The organism is Streptomyces flaveus (genome assembly GCF_014647675.1).
GTDB lineage: Bacteria > Actinomycetota > Actinomycetes > Streptomycetales > Streptomycetaceae > Streptomyces > Streptomyces flaveus.
In genome coordinates this window covers 75,833-93,140 of record NZ_BMPQ01000027.1, presented here as the reverse complement: position 1 = coordinate 93,140, position 17,308 = coordinate 75,833, and the positions used below count along the sequence as shown (strand labels likewise).

Below are 17,308 nucleotides of genomic sequence, written 5' to 3'. Positions count from 1 at the left end.
ATTCGATGACAAACGACTCACTCGGTTCGTCAAAAGGCCCGATACGACCGGGGCGCAGGCTCCGGCCGTATCAGCGAGGGACGCGGTGTCAGTCGGTGGTCTCTGCCCGGGACCGCGTCAGCCGGGCGGCGATGACGCCGAGGATCATCACCACCGGAACGGTGGCCTGGAGCCATAGGGCCGTGGTCCGGTCGCCGCCGATGAGCGTCGTGAAGTTGGCGACGATGAGCCAGATGGCACCGGCGATGCCGAGTGCGCCCAGCACTGGGGCGATCAGGGTGTTCCAGGGGCGGGTGTCGGCGCCCGAGCGGCGGAAGAACACGACGACCGAGACCGAGGTCAGGAAGTACAGCAGCATGATGCCCAGGACGGCGACCCCGCTGAACCAGGAGAAGAGGGTCAGCACCGGATCCTTGCCCAGGACCGCGAACGGCACCACCAGCAGCACCGCGATCACGGTCTGCACGGTGCCCGCCACCCAGGGCGAGTGACGCCGGTTGATGGCGGTCAGTCCACGCGGCAGGAGCCCTTCGCGGCCGAGAGAGAACAGGTAGCGGTTGGCGGAGTTGTGGAAGGCCAGGAGGCCGGCGAAGAGGGAAGTGGCCAGCAGGATCGGCAGCACGTCGTTGACCCAGCCGCCGAACTGGGCGGCGATCGGCGTGAAGACGAAGGCCGTGGCGTCGCCGCTCTCCAGGGCCTTGCCCGCCTCGGCCGTGGCCTGGGACGCGCCGTGCGCGGAGACCAGCATCCATGAGGTGAACGCGAAGAAGCCGGTGACCACCGCGACGGACAGGTAAGTGGCCCGGGGAACAGTCTTGCGGGGTTCACGAGCCTCCTCGCCGTAGATGGCGGTGGACTCGAAGCCGAACATCGACGCCACGGCGAACATCAGCGCCACGCCGGGGGCGCCCTGGAACGCGGCGGACGGCGAGAAGCTGTCCGTGAGGCCGAGCCCCTCGGGTCCGCCGCCCTTGAAGAGGGTCACGAGGGCGAAGACGATCAGGATGCTGAACTCGGCCAGCACGAAAACGGCGAGGATCTTGGCGCCCATCTCGATGCCCGAGGCGCCGAGAACCTGCACGATCGCCATGGTGACCAGGGCCCAGACCCACCACGCCACCTGGGCACCGGTGTGGTACTCGACAAGGCCGCTCATGATGCTTCCGTACAGTCCGTACATACAGGCTTGCACGGCACAGTAGGAGAAGAGCGCGACGGCGGCGCTGCCGGAGCCGGTCGCGCGACCGAGGCCCTTGCCGATGTAGGTGTAGAAGGCGCCGGCGTCCACGACGTGGCGGCCCATGGCGACGAAGCCCACGGAGAACAGCAGGACGACGACGCCCGCTGCGAGATAGGCGGCCGGGGCGCCGGCGCCGTTGCCGATGGCGATGGCGATGGGCACGGCCCCGGCGATGCCGGTCAGCGGTGCCTGGGCGGAGAGAACGAAGAAGAGGATGCCGAGGACACCGAGAGAGTTGGGCTTGAGTCTGCCTGCCATGGATGCGTCATGAGCGGTCTGCGTGGCGACCGCGGTCTGACTGTCCACTCGAATCACCTGCCGGGGAACGGGGAGGGACGGAGATTTCGTTTTAGGCCAAACGAGTTGCCTCATGGTGGGCGGGAACTATCCGTTTGGCAAGGGGCTGCGGGGGATCCTTTTGCGGCCGCGGAGGTCTTTACAGGACCGTGACTCAGGCGACGGGCCGGTCGGCCGCGATCCGACGTACGAGTCGTATGACGACCGACTTCGACGTGGGGTCGGCGGTGCTGTCCAGGGGTACCAGGACGTTGGTCCCGGGGAAGTACGCGGCGCAGCAGCCGCGCGGTCGGGTAGGACACGACCCGAAACATGCCGCGTCCCCGGCTATTCGTGCACCGTGATGGCCTGGAGCGGGCAGACCTCGGCGGCCTCGTACAGCTCCTCGGCGTTCTCCTCGTCCACGTCGGCCACGTACACGTCGGTCGCCCGCGATCGCACGGACAGGCGCCCCTCGTCGTCCAGCGCGAACAGGTCGGGGGCCGCGTACACGCACTGGCCGTGGTCCTGGCACTTCTTGAGGTCGACTTCGACCTTCATGACGGCTCCTGGCTCTCGAAACGGATCAGGGGAATCACAGGAAACGGACGGGGAGGTGGGTGATGGTGCGCAGGAACTCGGTGTGCGCATAGGTGGGCTCGCCGACCGGCTCCACACCGGAGAACCGGTTGACGATCGCGCTGAAGACGATGTCCGCCTCGGCCCGGGCCAGGACCTGGCCGGCGCAGCCGTGCATGCCAGAGCCGAAGGCCAGGTGCTGGCCGGCGGCGACCGGGCGGGTGTGGTCGAAGGTGTCGGGGTCGGCGAACACCTCGGGGTCACGGTTGGCGGAGGCGATGAGCAGGGCCAGCGCCTCTCCGGCCGCTACGGTGACGTCGCCGATGACCGTGTCCTGCGTGGTCAGGCGCACCACCATCGACTCGGGCGTTTCGATCCGCAGGATCTCGTTGATGATGCCCGGCCGTGCCTCCGGCTCGTCCCGGTAGGCCGCGAACAGCTCGGGCTTCTGCGTCATCAGCCAGATGCCGTGGTTGATCAGGTGCTTGACGTCGAGGTGGCCCACGGCGAAGAACAGGAAGATCGTGTAGACGACTTCTTCCTCGGTCATCCTGCCCTCGTCCTGCGCGGCGATGAAGGCGTCGATCAGACCCTCGCCGAGGTGGGCGCGCTTGTCGGCCACGAGCCGGCGGATGTGCTCGGCGAACCAGGCGAACGCCTCCGTGGTGGCGCGGGCCTCCTCGTCGTTGCCGCCGGGGCCGAGGCTCAGCCCGATCTCGTAGGTCTTGCGCTGGATGGCGTCCATCTCGGTCGGCTCGATGCCGAAGATGTGACAGGTGGTGTCGAAGGTGCACTTCAGGGAGAGGCCGTCGGCGGCGTCCAGGGTGCCGTCGCCCTTCTCGACCTCGTCGAGCACGGCCTCCACGGAGGCACGCGTCACCTTGGACCATTCTTCGACGGCCTTGGGCGTGAACCAGCGGTTGGTGATCCGCCGCAGCCGCGTGTGGTCGGGGGCGTCCTTGCCGAGCATGGTGTGGTGGATCGGGGTGGCTGGCCCGAAGTCGAGTTGCTGCACGCTCAGGGTGGGGTTGCGGATCAGCCGGGCGACGTCCTCGTAGCGGGAGACGACGTACAGACCGACCGGATGCCTGTAGACAGGGTGCTCCTGCCGCAGCCGCGCGTAGTACGGGTACGGGTCCGCGCGGAAGCCGGGGTCGCGGAAGGGCAGCAGATCCTCGGTGGCGGATGCGGGTCCGGCGGTGGCGACGGTCATGTCGTGGCACTCCTCGTATCGGGCGCGAGGCGGAGGGGGAGCTGGGGAGTAGAAGAGGGGAAGGCGACCAATGGCCCTACACCGCGAGAATTATCCACTCGGATAGTTTCGTCAATACTTCGCGCGCACGTAATCGACTCTTTACGCCGCCGGAAACAGACGAGTCCCCGTCGCCGGGCGACGGGGACCTGTCCTGACCTGCTGTTATGGCAGGGATTACCGCATGAGCGACTACTCTGCGCCGCCACGCTGCCGCGTCAGCAGTGACCGCAGCTCCTTCAGCGCGGCCTCTGTGACGTCCGGCTCGTCGAGGACCAGCTGGTGCAGTACGAGACCCTCCAGAGCGGCGAAGACGAGCCGGGTCAGGGCAGGGCTGGTGCCTTCGGGCAGGCTGCGGGACAGCTCCCTCTCCGTGGCCTCGAAGTACTCGTCGTACAGCGCGCGGATCTGCGGCAGCAGCTCGGGCCTGCGCCGGGACTCGAGCATGAGCTCGTACTGGAACGTCTGCATGGCCGGCTCGCGGGTGACCATGTCCGCCAGTCCCGCCGCGAAGTCAGCGATGTCGCCCGTGCCGGGTTCCAGGGAACTCGTACTCGCGCTCGTGCGCACCGCGTGTTCGAGGGCTGCCTCGACCAGCGCGTCACGTGAACCGAAGTGGTGCACCACGAGCCCGTGCGTGACGCCCGCCTCCTCCGCGACAGAGCGATAGGTGAGCTTGCGCAGCCCGCCCCGGGCCACCACACGTACGGCCGCGTTGAGCAGGGCCTCGCGGCCGGTCCCGTAATCCACGCGCTTGCGGGGCTTGGCGGAGGGCTTCTCGGAGGAATCGCTCATGAGCGCGACCCTACTCGTACGCCGGAACCGGCAGGCCCCCCGCACAGGAGTCACCGCCGGGGCGGACGGATGCCGCGGAACTCCCAGTCGCCGCCGAGCGCCGTGGACAGCACCTCCTCCGATTCGGTGGGCTGGGCGCCGGCATCGGTGCGGATGGGGGTGGGGCCGGTGACGACGTGGTTGGTGAGGCGGCCCAGGCCCTCGACCGCGACCTCGACGACGTCGCCGGGATGTACGGGACGAGAGTTGGCCGGGGTGCCCGACAGCAGCACGTCACCGGGGTACAAGGTGATCGTGCGGGCGATGTCGGCGACGAGGTAGTGCATGTCCCACTTCATCTCGTCGGTCGAACCGTCCTGGACCACTTGGCCGTTGACGTACGTGCGCAGGCTCTTGCCGTGGAAGTCCCAGTCGGTGACGAGCCCCGGGCCGAGCGGGCAGAGGGTGTCGGAGCCCTTCACCCGGAGCATGGAGCCGGCGTCGGTGTCGCGGAAGTCGTGCAGACCGTAGTCGTTGGCGACGGTGTAGCCCGCGATGTACTCGCCCGCCTCGGCCTGCGAGATGTTGCGTGCGGTCTTCCCGATGACGATGGCGACCTCGCCCTCGTAGTTGAGCCACTTGCAGCCCTCGGGGCGGACGACGGCGCCCCGGTGGGAGTTCAGCGACGAGGTCGGCTTGTGGAAGTAGGTGGGTGTGTCGGGGAGTTGGATCTGGAACTCGTCGACGCGGCTGCGGTGGTTGAGGTGGACCGCGATCACCTTGGACGGGACGACCGGGGGCAGGTGATGCGCCTCCTCGGTCTTGACGCGGCGGCCGTCGCCGGCGACGAGTTCGTCCCCGTCGACGGTGGCCTCGACGGCGGCGCCGTCGAGCAGGATGCGGCGGAATTCGGGCATGGGGGTACTCCTCGTCAGGACTGAGCGGCGGGGGTGGGCAGGCTGTTGCCGGTCCAGCCGTCGGCGGGGCGGTCGAACCACAGATGGACCTGGCCGGTGCCGACGGAGTTCTCGTACTCGCCGTACTGCCGGGCCTTCGCGACGCACGCCTGCTCGCCGAGCGCGCCGGCCATCATCAGGTAGTGGAAGAACTTCGCCTCCGGCTTGACCTTCCAGAACTCGCCCATGGTGTCCAGGACCTTGTCGTGACGGCCCTCCTTGAACCAGGCGATGCGTTCGTAGTCGGCCTCGCGGGCCTCCGGCGTGCGGATGTGCACCGGATCGCTGGCCTCGTGGTCGCGGATCTCGCGCAGCGGCCAGAAGGTGTGCGACAGCGCGCCCGAGGCGATGAGCAGGACGCGCCGCCCGGGGGTGGCGGCGATACCGTCCGCGAGGGCACGGCCGAGGCGAAGGTGGTCCTCCATATCGCCGGTCTGGCAGACGCCGATGCTCACCCACCGCTTGTCCGGAAGCCCCTCGCCGAGGAACTTCCACAGGTTGATGGTGGCGTAGTAGATCGGCAGGTAGTCGTCGTCGATCGCGGTGATCCAGGTGCCGTGCTTGTCGGCGAATTTCTCGATGTTGCGGGCGAGTTCGGGGTCGCCGGGAAAGTCGTACGGCATCCGGCACATACCGCGCGGCAGTTCCTCGGAGGTGAACAGGCCCGCGCGCCGTTGCTGGGCGGTGACGACGAACTCGACGGTGGTGGCCCAGTGGGAGTCGAGGACGACCACCGTGTCGTACTCGTTGGCGGCACCCCGCTCGAAGACGTCCTTACGGAGCTGGTGAAGGCCGGTGACGAGGGTGATCTCCTTGCCCTCGTTCAGCTCCAGCCGGTCCGCCTCCGGGAGCACGATGGTGGGGACATGGGCGAGCAGGCCCGCCCCGACGATCTCACCCATGGTTGTTCCATCCGTTCGGGGCCGTGACGGTGTTCTTCAGGTCGCAGTAGAAGTCGAAGCTCCAGGTGCCGCCCTCCCGGCCGACACCGGAGAGGCGGGAGCCGCCGAAGGGCGCCTGGAGGTCACGTACGAAGAAGCAGTTGACCCAGGCCGTGCCCGCCACGAGCTGGGCGCTGACGCGTTCGGCGCGCTCGTGGTCGCCGGTGGCGAGGGTGGCGGCGAGCCCGAAGCGGGTGTCGTTCGCGAGGTGGACGGCTTCTTCCTCGGTGGCGAAGGTCTGGAGGGTCAGTACCGGCCCGAAGACCTCCTCCTGGACGATCTCCGAGGCCTGGGCGACATCCGTGAGGAGCGTCGGTGCGTAGTACTGCCCCTCCTTGCGGTACCCGCCGATGACGACGCGCGCCCCGGTCTCCACAGCCCGCCGCACAAAGCCGTCGATCTTCTCCAGCTGGCGGGAGTGGATGCTGGGCCCGATGTCGGTGGCTTCCTCCCGCGGGTCGCCCTGCTTCAACCGCGCCGCCTTCTCCACGAAGCGGCGGGTGAACTCCTCGGCGACCGACTCCTCGACGAGGATGCGGGTCGCGGCCAGGCAGACCTGCCCGGCGTTGTCGTACTGCTCCACCGCGAGGTCGACGGCGAGGTCCAGGTCGGCGTCGGCGAACACCAACAGGGGTGATTTACCGCCGAGTTCGAGGCTGAGCGGGGTGAGGTTCGGCGCGGCGGACGCAGCGATACGACGCGCCGTCGGCACCGACCCCGTGAAGCTGATCCGGCGTACGTCCGGGTGCGAGGTGAGGGCGTCGCCGATCTCGGCGCCGTAGCCCTGGACGACGTTGAGGACACCGGCCGGGAGCCCGGCCTGGGCCGCGATGTCGGCGAGCAGCGAGGCAGTCAGCGGGGACCACTCGGCGGGCTTGAGGACGACCGTGTTGCCGGCCGCCAGGGCCGGGGCGACCTTCCATGTGGCCAGCATGAGCGGCGCGTTCCACGGGGTGATCAGCACGGAGGGGCCCGCCGGGTCCCAGCTCACGTGGTTCGTGTGGCCTCTCGTCTCGAAGTCCTCGTGGTCGAGCTTCAGCAGCCAGTCCGCGAAGAAACGGAAGTTGTGGGCCACACGCGGCATCACACCCCGGCGATGCGACCGCAGCAGGGCGCCGTTGTCGGTGGTCTCGACGATGGCCAGCTCTTCGATCCGCTTCTCGACGCCGTCGGCGATGGCGTGCAGGATGCGGGCGCGTTCGGCGCGGGGGGTGGCGGCCCAGGAGGGGAAGGCGGCCTTGGCGGCGGCCACGGCGGCGCCGGCCTCCGCCGGGGTGCCGCGGGCTATCTCGCCGAGGACGCTTCCATCGATCGGAGAGAGGTCGGCGAAGGTGTCGGCGGAGGCGACGCGTTGGCCGCCTATCCAGTGCCGGGTGTCGACGGAAACACCGGCGACGGTGATGAGGTCAGACATGACGAGCGGCTCCTAATAAACGGGGGCAGATGAGCTACCTAGGGGCGCGGGGTTGTATCGATATGCGGCTCCGCCGCATAGGTGCGACCAGCACAAAACAACCCGCGGCGGGCCACAGACCTCACCCGGCAAACGCTCCCGACGTACCGACCTCCAGCAGCCGCCCGCCGTCCCAAACCACCCCAACCTGCCGGTAGTACGCAGCAATCGGCTCCCGAACCTCCAACCGCGCCAGCTCCTCCGTAGGCGCCTCGAACAACTCCAACTCGGCGTCCCCGACCCACGGCTGCCCGCCCTCGAAGGAATCCGCCCCGGACTCGATCAGCTCATCCAGAGCAAGCCCCTTGCCCTTCTCAATGGACGGCAGCCACCGGTGATGCACCATGGGATGCCCGTTGACGAACCCGTTCGTCTCCGACGGCTCCCGCAACGTGACCACGGCCTGGGCCAACCGCCGGTCGGCTGCCGCGAGCGTCGCCCCGAACCGAGCCCCCGCCTCAACCCGCGGAGCGGGCCCGTACGGATGGGGCCGTGTCTGATGGATGGACCCGAGCTTCTTCGGATACCCCTGATGCAGCCCGCGCGCGATGGCGAAGTCCTTGTCGACCCAGATGTACACGCACCGCGAATACGTCTGCCCCCGGAACTTGCAGCGCACGACCGCGAAGGCCTCCTTGTACTGCGACAGCACCGGATCCAGCAGCTCCGCCCCGGACTCGGAGCAGGACTGCCAGTCGGCCCAGATCAGCGCTACCGCACCCGGGTCCTCGTCGGCCAACTCCAAGGGCTCCGGCAGGAGTTCACGCACCCGCGAGGGATCCGTGCGGTACTCGACGGTCAGCAGATCACCGGAGTAACGCCACGGCGGCGACGGAATCAGCGACGAGGCACCACTCGCCGTCTTGGGATGGAAGTAACCACGGAGACTGGCCACTTGGAGCTCCTTACGCGGTGAGGGCGGGCTGCTTGAGCAGGTGGGCGCGATACTTGGCGGCACCCAGGGCGGCCGCGTGGCCGCCGAGCGCGACGACGCCGACGAGTCGACCGCCGACGTGGTAACCGACGAGGACGTCACCCTCCGGCTCGCCGTCCAGCACTCGCACGTCTTCGAGGCCAAGACCGGGCGCCCCGAACGACTGGAGCCGGAAGTCGTGCTGGTCGCTCCAGAAGGTGGGCAGCGGCGCGAAGGGCGCCAACTCCACGGCCCCACCGGCCAGATGAGCGGCCAGCGTCCTCGCCGCATGCTTGGCGGTGTCGGTGGGGATCGACCAGTGCTCGACCCGACGAGGTACGCCGTCGTAGCGGGCGTTGGGGAAGCGGGCGACGTCGCCGACCGCGACCGCCTCCGGATGTCCGCCGGCCCGCAGGTGCTCGTCGGTGAGCACTCCGTCGGACAGGTCGAGCCCGTTGCCCTGAAGCCACTCGGTGTTGGCGACCGAGCCGACCGACTCCACCACCACGTCGGCGGGCAGCACGGAACCGTCGGCGAGGACGACACCGGTCACACGGTCGTCGCCCTCGAACCCGGCGACTCCCGTGCCGAGGGCGAAGCGCACCCCCCGCTCCTCGTGCCGCTTCAGCAGCGCGCGGGCCGGCAGTTCGCCCAGCGGGCCCACCATGGGCAGGGGCAGCGGATCGACGACGGTCACCTCGCGAACGCCGAGTCCTACGGCGGTGGCGGCGACCTCGCAGCCGATGAATCCGGCGCCGACCACGACGACACGGGTGCCGGGCCGGGTCAGTTCGTCTCGCAGGCCCTGCGCGTCGGCGAGCGTACGGACCGTGTGGCGGCCGGCGAGCGGGCCGGGGCAGCGCAGCCGACGGGGCCGCATGCCGGTGGCGACGACCAGACCGTCGTACGAGAGGGCCGATCCGTCGTCGAGTTCCACGGTCCGCTCGGCGAGGCGGGCCGCGACGATCTTTGCGCCGAGCCGCCACTCCACATCGGCCGTCGACGCCTTCGGCGTGAAGGCCAGCGACTCGAACGGCGCCTTCCCGGCCAGCACGTCCTTCGACAACGGCGGCCGGTTGTACGGCATGTGGGGCTCGTCGCCGACGACCGTGATCGCGCCGGTCCAGCCCGCCGCACGCAGTTGCTCGGCGGCGCGCAGGCCGCCCATGGAGGCGCCGGCGACGACGATGCGTCCGTTCACGCTTCTCAGTCCTCGATCCGGATGGCCTGCAGCGGACACACGTCCGCGGCCTCCTCGACCTCGTCGCGCAGCGCGTCGTCCGGATCGGAGACGTACGCCAGATGGCCCGCGTCGTCCAGCGAGAAGACGTCGGGGGCCGCGAAGACGCACTGGCCGTGGTCCTGGCACTTGTTCATGTCGACGACGACCTTCATGGCCGGTCCTCCAGGGGGTGAGGGCGTCGGAGCAGGGCGGGGACGGTTCGGTGGGAGGGGCCCGGCCGCCGTGTGCACAGGCACCGTGCGGCCAGGCCCCTCTGCCAAAGGGCTGCGAGGAAGCCGCATCCCTGACTCGTTTGGCTTCAAACAACATAGGAAGCCGATTAGCCTTGGTCAATACCTGTCCAGGTGGATAATTTTTCCGGGCCAGACTCTTGCGGCACGGCGACTCACTTCCATACCGTTCGGGATCAAATGAAATCCCCGACTCCCCCGACTCCCCCTCCCAGCGCCCCCCAGGGCCCGAGGGCGTCCCACCACCCGCCCAAGGAGACATCGGTGAGCGCATCCGACACCCCGGACGTCCGACGCCATCTGGAGCGGCTCGCCGCCGAGGGCATCGACGTGGTCCGGGTGATCTATCCCGACCTGATCGGCACCGACCGCGCCCGCGACGTCCTGCTCGACCACCTGCCGTCGGCCTGCGACCACGGCCTGGCCTTCTGCCGCGCCGTGTACCACACCAGCCCCCAGGGCGACGTCGTCCCGGTCGCGGGCGGTCTGGACGCGGGACTGCCGGACGTCTGCGTGCGCCCGGACCTGTCCACCCTGGCCGCGCTGCCCTGGGAGCCCGGCGTCGCCACCTGCCTGGGAGAGGTCGTCGATCCGGCGACCGGGGCTCCCGCCGCCGAGTCACCGCGCGACCTGCTGCGGGCCGTCCTGGCCCGGTGCGCCGAACACGGACTGCGGCCCGTGGTCGGCCCCGAGCTGGAGTACTTCCTGCTGGAACCCGCCCCGCAGACACCCACCGGCTGGCGCCGCGCACCGGAGACCACCGGCGCCGTCTACACCGCCGGTCTGCGCGCCGACCCCGGCAACCACCTGCTGCGCACCCTGCGGCACCTGCGCGACCTGGGCATCGGCGTCACCACCGGCAACCACGAGTTCGACGGCGGCCAGTACGAGATCAACCTCAGCCACTCGGGCGCCCTGGACGCCGCCGACCGCGCCTTCCGCTTCAAGGCCGCCGTCAAGGAGCTGGCCCGCAAGGAGGGCAAGCTCGCCACCTTCATGGCCAAGCCCTTCGGTGACGCGGGCGGCTCCGGCTTCCACCTCCATCTGTCCTGCCTGGCCCCCGACGAGGAAGGCGCCCACAACGCCTTCGACGACCCTTCCGGCACGTACGGCCTGTCCGCCACCGCCCGGCACGCCGTCGCCGGCATCCTCGCGCACGCGCCCGCGCTCGCCGCGCTGGCCAACCCCACGGTCAACTCGTACAAGCGCTTCGGACCCGACACACTCGCGCCCTGGCTGATCGACTGGGGCCTGGACAACCGCAGTGCCATGCTCCGCATCCCGCCCGAGCGGGGCTCCGGCGCGCGCGTGGAACTGCGGCTCGGCGACGCCGGCGCCAACCCGTATCTGCTGATCGCCGGCACGGTCGCCGCCGCCCTGCTCGGCGTCCGGGCGGGCGAGGAGCCACCGGCCCCGCTGGAGGGCTACGGCTACGACACGTCCAAGTCCCCCGTACTGCCGATGAACCTGCCCGCGGCCCTGGACGCGCTGGAGGCGGACACCGCCCTGACCGAGATGCTCGGCAAGGACTTCGCCACGTCCTTCCTGAGCTACAAGCGCAACGAGGTCGAACGCTTCCAACGGCACGTCACCGACTGGGAGTTCACCGAGTACGCCTACCACCTGTGACGCCGTCCGCGCCGCCGAGGAGCCCTTTGATGACCGAGATCCTGACCGACGCCGTGCGCGAACCCATGCCGCTCGCGGACGTCGACCTCGCCGACCTCGACCACTTCACCGACGGGGTCACCCCCTGGCGCATGTTCCACACTCTGCGCCACGAGGACCCGGTGCACTGGCAGCCGGAAAAGGCCCCCAACTCGGGTTTCTGGGCGGTGACCCGGCATGCGGACATCACCGCCGTCGACCGCGACCCGGAAACCTTCACCTCGACGAAGTTCGTCAACCTCGAAGAGGTCGACGACGACCAGATCAAGAAGCGCGCCTCGATCCTGGAGCTGGACGGCGTCCGCCACCGCGCCCTGCGCAGCCTGATCCAGCGTCAGTTCGGGGCGAGCGTCATCAACAGCTACACGGACTTCCTGCGCGGCCTGACCGCCACCACGCTGGACGCCGCCCTGGCCAAGGGCACCTTCGACTTCGTCAAGGAGATCTCCGCCGATTTCCCCATCAACGTCCTGGCCCGCCTTCTCGACGTACCTCCTACGGACAACCAGCAGCTCATCGACTGGGGCAACCGCATCATCGGCCACACCGACCCCGACTACGCGGACGTGCTGCTGCACAGCGAGGAGAGCGAGCAGTACCGCGACCTGCCCTTCCGCTCCCCCGCCTCGCTCGAAGTCTTCGAGTATGGACGGGAGTTGGCCCGCCGACGGCGCGGCGGCGACGGCACGGACCTGGTGTCGAAGCTCGTCAACACCACCCCGCGCGACGGCGTCCCGCTCTCACCGCAGGACTTCGACAACTACTTCCTGCTGCTGGTCGTCGCCGGCAACGAGACCACCCGCCACACCATCACGCACTCCATGCTGGCGCTCCTCCAGCACCCCGAGCAACTGGCCCGCCTGCGGGAGGACCCCTCCCTGATTCCCCTCGCGGTGGAGGAGTTCCTGCGCTGGGCCTCCCCCGTCTACCACTTCCGCCGCACCGCGACCCGCGACGTCGAACTCGGCGGCAAGCGGGTCAAGGAGGGCGACAAGGTCGTCATGTGGTTCGCCTCCGGCAACCGCGACGAGGAGGTCTTCGGCAACCCGTACGACTTCGACGTCGCCCGGCAGCACAACGACCACGTCACCTTCGGCAAGGGCAGCCCGCATCTGTGCCTGGGCAACCTGCTCGCCCGTACCGAGATCCGCATCATGTTCGAGGAGCTGATTCCGCGCCTCGCGGACATCCGCCTGGCCGGCGACGTCCCCCGCGTCCGCTCGAACTTCGTCAACGGCATCAAGAAACTGCCGGTCGAGGTCAGTCTGGCCTGACGAACGAGATGCGCCGACTGCCGGAAGGGCGATGCTGCTCATGCCGCCGCCTCGAGCGGCGCGGTCTTCCGGAACTGCGTCCGGTACAGCTCCGCGTACCGTCCGCCCGCCGCGAGCAGTTCCTCGTGCGTGCCTCGCTCCACGATCCGGCCGGCCTCGACGACGAGGATCGCGTCGGCGGCCCGTACGGTCGACAGCCGGTGGGCGATGACGACCGCGGTGCGGCCCTCCAGGGCTTCGGTGAGCGCTTCCTGGACGGCGGCTTCGGAGGTGTTGTCCAGGTGGGCGGTGGCCTCGTCGAGGATGACGATCCGCTGGCGGGCCAGCAGCAGGCGGGCGATGGTCATGCGCTGGCGTTCGCCGCCGGAGAGCCGGTAGCCGCGCTCGCCGACCACGGTGTCCAGGCTGTCGGGCAGGGAGCGTACGAGATCGTCGAGGCGGGCGCGGCGCAGTACGGCCCACAGTTCGTCGTCGTCGGCGTCGGGCCGGGCGAGCAGCAGGTTGGCGCGGACCGAGTCGTGGAAGAGGTGCCCGTCCTGGGTGACCATGCCGACGGCTGCCCGCATCGACTCGGCGCTCAGTTCGCGTACGTCGACGCCGCCGATGCGTACGGAGCCCTCGTCGGTGTCGTACAGCCGGGGCAGCAGTTGCGCGATGGTCGACTTTCCGGCGCCGGAGGAGCCGACGAGGGCGACGGTCTGGCCGGGTTCGGCGCGGAAGGAGATGCCGTGCAGGACCTCGGCGCCGCCGCGGGTGTCGAGGGAGGCGACCTCCTCGAGCGAGGCCAGGGAGACCTTGTCGGCGGACGGGTAGCCGAAGCGGACGTCGGTGAACTCGACGGAGACCGGACCGTCCGGCACCTTCCGGGCGCCCGGTTTCTCCTCGATCAGCGGCTTCAGGTCGAGCACCTCGAAGACGCGCTCGAAGCTCACGAGGGCGCTCATGACCTCGACTCGGGCTCCCGCCAAGGAGGTCAGGGGCGCATAGAGGCGGGTGAGGAGCAGCGCCAGCGACACCACGGCGCCCGGTTCCAGGCTGCCGCGCAGTGCGAACCAGCCGCCGAGGCCGTACACCAGGGCGAGCGCGAGTGCGGAGACGAGGGTCAGTGCGGTGATGAACGCCGTCTGTGCCATCGCCGTACGCACCCCGATGTCGCGCACCCGCCGGGCCCGCGCGGCGAACTCCTTCGACTCGTCGTCGGGCCTCCCGAAGAGCTTGATGAGCGTGGCGCCGGGCGCGGAGAACCGCTCGGTCATGCGGGTGCCCATCGCGGCGTTCAGGTCGGCGGCCTCGCGCTGGAGTTTCGCCATCCGGCGGCCCATGCGGCGGGCGGGGACGACGAACACCGGGAGCAGGACCAGGGCGAGCAGGGTGATCTGCCAGGACAGGGTGAGCATGACGACGAGGGTGAGCAGCAGCGTCACGAGGTTGCTGACCACTCCGGACAGGGTGTTGCTGAACGCGCGCTGGGCGCCGATCACGTCGTTGTTGAGTCGGCTGACGAGCGCTCCCGTACGAGTGCGTGTGAAGAACGCGACCGGCATGCGCTGCACATGATCGAAGACCGCTGTGCGCAGATCGAGGATGAGTCCCTCGCCGAGTGTCGACGAGAGCCAGCGGCTCATCAGCCCGAGCCCCGCCTCGGCGAACGCGATCAGGGCGATGAGCAGGGCAAGGCGTACGACCGTGCCCTCCTCGCCGCCGGACACGATCGCGTCCACGACGCGCCCGGCGAGGACCGGCGTCGCCACAGCGAGCAGCGCGGTCGCCACGCTGAGCACGACGAACTGCACGATACGGCGGCGGTGCGGGCGGGCGAAACCGGCGATGCGGCGCAGTGTCGCGCGGGCGAAGGGGCGGCGTTCCTGCTGGGCGTTCATGACGCTGTGCAGCTGCGTCCAGGCGGTGGTTTCCATGCTCATGCGTACGACGCTAAGACCTCAAGCAACCTTGAGGTCAAGGGGTTGGCCGATGCGCATGGTCCAAGGACGTGCCCGGCGCGTAAGCCGCCGTCCCCATGCCCGCAACCGCCCGTTGGCTCGGCGCGGAAAGCCTCTCCAGGTGTGACGGACGTACGACTTCCCCGAGCCCTCCACCGACGCATCCCGGTCCGCCAGATCCTGTGCCTGCTTCCGCTCGCCCTCGTAGCCGTGGTCGCGGTGCGCCACTGGTCCGTGCTCGTGGACGGCTTCGGCCACCTGGCGACGGCCAAGTGGCCCTGGCTGCTGGCGGCGGGTGCGGCGACCTGCCTCACCTGGGTCGCGGCGGCCGTCACCCGGCAGGGCGCCCTGGTCGAACGGCTGCCCAAATGCCGGCTGCTCGCCACGCAGTTCGCGGCGGGCGCCGCCAACCACCTCCTGCCGACCGGGCTCGGCGCGAGCGCCGTCAACCTCCGCTTCATGGCGGTGTGCGGTGTCCCGCTGGCCCGCTCATCGGCCGCGCTCGCGCTCTATCTGCTCGCGGAGTCCATAGCCCGGACCGGCCTGCTGCTGGCCCTGCTGATCGCTTTCCCCGACGCGCTGCGACCCGACAAGCTCATCCCGGACGCGGCGATCGGTCCGCTGCTGCTCGCCGCCGGTGCGGCGGTGTGCGTCGCGGTGGCGGTCCTGCTGCTCGTACGACGGCTGCGTACCGTCGTGTTCACCTTCCTGCGGACCGCGCTGAGCGAGGCGCGCTCCGTGCACACCCGGCCGGCGCGCGCGCTCGCGCTGTGGGGCGGCTCGATCTCCTTCCCCATCCTGCAGGCGGCCGGACTGGTCGCGGTGGGGCTGGCGTTGGGGCTGCCGGTGTCTCCGCTGCACATCGTGGTCGCGTATCTGGCGGCGACGGTCGCCGTCGCACTCATCCCCACGCCGGGCGGTATCGGCTCGGTCGAGGCCGCGCTGATCGTCGCGCTGGTGGCGGCGGGCGGCCCGGCCGCGGTGGCGACGGCGGTGGTACTCGCCTACCGCATCATCACGGTGTGGCTGCCGCTGCTGCCGGGGGCGTTGACGCTGGGCGCGTTGGTGCGCCTGAAGATGATCTGAGCACCGGCCCCGGCGGCGGCGTATCCAGGCCATCTTGGGCGCGGTGAAGGGGACGAGCCCCAGCCCCCTGAGTCGCCGGTGATCACTCCGCGCAAGCCCTGTCCCAGCCGCGCCGGGCGTCCACGTACCCGGTGCGCCTACGACGATGGCCGGAAACGAAACGGACCAGGGGCGAGGCATACGCGCGAATACGGCAGGATGAGCGAACCCGCCGTGTCTTCGCACAGACGTCCCGGCGGGAGCGCACTACACGGAATCGAGCAGCAGGTGACCAAGTGACAAGACATCGCATACCGGGCGAAAGCGCCCTTCCCGGCACGACGGGAGGCAGTTGGTGAACCGCGATCTCACCGCGCAGGACATGATCATCGCCGGCGTCTGGGTGGCTGTCGGGCTTGCGGCGGGCATCCTGCTGCGGCTGCTGCTGCGCTGGCTGGGCAAGCACGCGGACCGTACGAGTTGGCGCGGGGACGACGTCATCGTCGACTCGCTGCGCGCGCTGGTACCGATCGCGGCGCTCGCCGGGGGTGTGGCCGCGGCCGCGGCGGCCCTGCCTCTGACGAAGCAGGTCAACCACAACCTCAACCAGATCCTGACGGTTCTCCTCATCCTCGCCTCCACCATCACGGCGGCGCGCATCATCACGGGCCTGGTGCGGGCCGTGACCCAGTCACGGCAGGGCGTCGCCGGATCGGCCACGATCTTCGTCAACATCACGCGTGTCGTGGTGCTGGCGATCGGCATCCTGGTCGTCCTGCAGACCCTGGGCATCTCCATCGCCCCGTTGCTCACCGCCCTCGGCGTCGGCGGTCTGGCGGTCGCGCTCGCCCTCCAGGACACCCTCGCGAACCTCTTCGCCGGCATCCACATCCTCGCCTCGAAGACGATCCAGCCCGGTGACTACATCCAGCTGACGAGCGGAGAGGAGGGCTATGTCGTCGACATCAACTGGCGCAACACCGTCGTACGCGACCTCTCCAACAACCTTGTGATCATCCCCAACGCCCAGTTGTCCAGCACGAACATGACCAACTACAGCCGTCCCGAACAGGAGATGACGCTCACCGTGCAGGTCGGGGTCGGCTACGACAGCGACCTGGAGCATGTCGAGCGGGTGACCTCCGAGGTCGTGACCGAGGTGATGACGGAGGTCGAGGGCGCCATGCCCGAGCACGAACCCGCCATCCGCTTCCACACGTTCGGGGATTCGCGGATCAGCTTCACGGTCATCCTGGGCGTCGGCGAGTTCAGCGACCAGTACCGGATCAAGCACGAGTTCATCAAGCGGCTGCACACGCGCTACCGGGTCGAGGGCATCAGGATCCCCTCCCCCGCGCGGACGATCGCGCTGCAGAACGGCGGCCCGAACGGCAGCGGGGCCATTCCGCCACAGTGGGACGGCGTCACAACCATCTCCGTAGACGCGCAGAAAGCATGAGCCGAGCGGGAGGTCACCGTGTCGACGCCGGTGACCTCCCCGGCA

15 protein-coding genes are annotated in these 17,308 nt (G+C 69.5%); 4 read left to right on the top strand and 11 right to left on the bottom strand.

Translation table 11 applies throughout. The features are described from left to right. Positions 1-88 precede the first annotated feature (88 nt). The 10 genes from IEZ21_RS36170 to IEZ21_RS36125 all read right to left on the bottom strand — a co-directional run bounded on the left by IEZ21_RS36170 (position 89) and on the right by IEZ21_RS36125 (position 9,779). Positions 89-1,546 carry an APC family permease gene (locus IEZ21_RS36170; RefSeq protein ID WP_189326051.1) on the bottom strand — a complete coding sequence of 486 codons (1,458 nt, stop codon included), beginning with the start codon at positions 1,544-1,546 and terminating at the stop codon, positions 89-91. A 318-nt stretch (positions 1,547-1,864) separates the two neighbouring features. Continuing rightward, entirely contained in the window at positions 1,865-2,077 is a 213-nt protein-coding gene (locus IEZ21_RS36165; protein ID WP_189326050.1) for a ferredoxin, read from the bottom strand. A gap of 34 nt (positions 2,078-2,111) precedes the next feature. Next, the gene (locus tag IEZ21_RS36160; RefSeq protein ID WP_189326049.1) at positions 2,112-3,308 is read right to left on the bottom strand and encodes a cytochrome P450; all 1,197 of its coding nucleotides are present in this window, start codon (positions 3,306-3,308) and stop codon (positions 2,112-2,114) included. Between the two features lie 231 nt (positions 3,309-3,539). After that, the gene (locus tag IEZ21_RS36155; RefSeq protein ID WP_189326048.1) at positions 3,540-4,142 is read right to left on the bottom strand and encodes a TetR/AcrR family transcriptional regulator; all 603 of its coding nucleotides are present in this window, start codon (positions 4,140-4,142) and stop codon (positions 3,540-3,542) included. A gap of 50 nt (positions 4,143-4,192) precedes the next feature. Then, positions 4,193-5,038 carry a fumarylacetoacetate hydrolase family protein gene (locus IEZ21_RS36150; RefSeq protein WP_189326047.1) on the bottom strand — a complete coding sequence of 282 codons (846 nt, stop codon included), beginning with the start codon at positions 5,036-5,038 and terminating at the stop codon, positions 4,193-4,195. A 14-nt stretch (positions 5,039-5,052) separates the two neighbouring features. After that, a complete protein-coding gene (locus IEZ21_RS36145; RefSeq protein ID WP_189326046.1) occupies positions 5,053-5,979 on the bottom strand; it encodes a 3,4-dihydroxyphenylacetate 2,3-dioxygenase in 927 nt (308 codons plus the stop codon). Beyond that, complete coding sequence (locus tag IEZ21_RS36140; protein WP_189326045.1) at positions 5,972-7,432, bottom strand: aldehyde dehydrogenase; 1,461 nt, start codon at positions 7,430-7,432, stop codon at positions 5,972-5,974. The genes IEZ21_RS36145 and IEZ21_RS36140 overlap by 8 nt, the downstream gene beginning before the upstream one ends. A gap of 121 nt (positions 7,433-7,553) precedes the next feature. Then, positions 7,554-8,366 (bottom strand): acetoacetate decarboxylase family protein, encoded by an 813-nt coding sequence (locus tag IEZ21_RS36135; protein WP_189326044.1) that lies wholly within the window; start codon positions 8,364-8,366, stop codon positions 7,554-7,556. A 10-nt stretch (positions 8,367-8,376) separates the two neighbouring features. Beyond that, entirely contained in the window at positions 8,377-9,585 is a 1,209-nt protein-coding gene (locus IEZ21_RS36130) for an NAD(P)/FAD-dependent oxidoreductase (RefSeq protein ID WP_189326043.1), read from the bottom strand. Between the two features lie 5 nt (positions 9,586-9,590). Next, positions 9,591-9,779, bottom strand: a complete 189-nt coding sequence (locus IEZ21_RS36125; RefSeq protein ID WP_165341283.1) for a ferredoxin — start codon at positions 9,777-9,779, stop codon at positions 9,591-9,593. Positions 9,780-10,121: 342 nt separating this feature from the next. On the opposite strand from IEZ21_RS36125, the gene IEZ21_RS36120 reads away from it, so the two are divergent. Both IEZ21_RS36120 and IEZ21_RS36115 read left to right on the top strand, forming a co-directional pair. Continuing rightward, the gene (locus IEZ21_RS36120; RefSeq protein WP_189326042.1) at positions 10,122-11,486 is read left to right on the top strand and encodes a glutamine synthetase family protein; all 1,365 of its coding nucleotides are present in this window, start codon (positions 10,122-10,124) and stop codon (positions 11,484-11,486) included. 29 nt (positions 11,487-11,515) lie between these two features. Continuing rightward, positions 11,516-12,799, top strand: a complete 1,284-nt coding sequence (locus tag IEZ21_RS36115) for a cytochrome P450 (RefSeq protein WP_189326041.1) — start codon at positions 11,516-11,518, stop codon at positions 12,797-12,799. A gap of 38 nt (positions 12,800-12,837) precedes the next feature. On the opposite strand, the gene IEZ21_RS36110 is transcribed toward IEZ21_RS36115, so the two are convergent. Beyond that, positions 12,838-14,721: an ABC transporter ATP-binding protein gene (locus IEZ21_RS36110; protein ID WP_189326040.1), complete on the bottom strand. Its 1,884-nt coding sequence runs from the start codon at positions 14,719-14,721 to the stop codon at positions 12,838-12,840. A 141-nt stretch (positions 14,722-14,862) separates the two neighbouring features. Here IEZ21_RS36110 and IEZ21_RS36105 point away from each other — a divergent pair, with 141 nt between their 5' ends. Continuing rightward, positions 14,863-15,825, top strand: coding sequence for a lysylphosphatidylglycerol synthase transmembrane domain-containing protein (locus tag IEZ21_RS36105; RefSeq protein WP_189326039.1), 963 nt, complete (start codon positions 14,863-14,865; stop codon positions 15,823-15,825). A gap of 334 nt (positions 15,826-16,159) precedes the next feature. Further along, entirely contained in the window at positions 16,160-17,263 is a 1,104-nt protein-coding gene (locus IEZ21_RS36100) for a mechanosensitive ion channel family protein (protein ID WP_189326038.1), read from the top strand. Positions 17,264-17,308 lie beyond the last annotated feature (45 nt).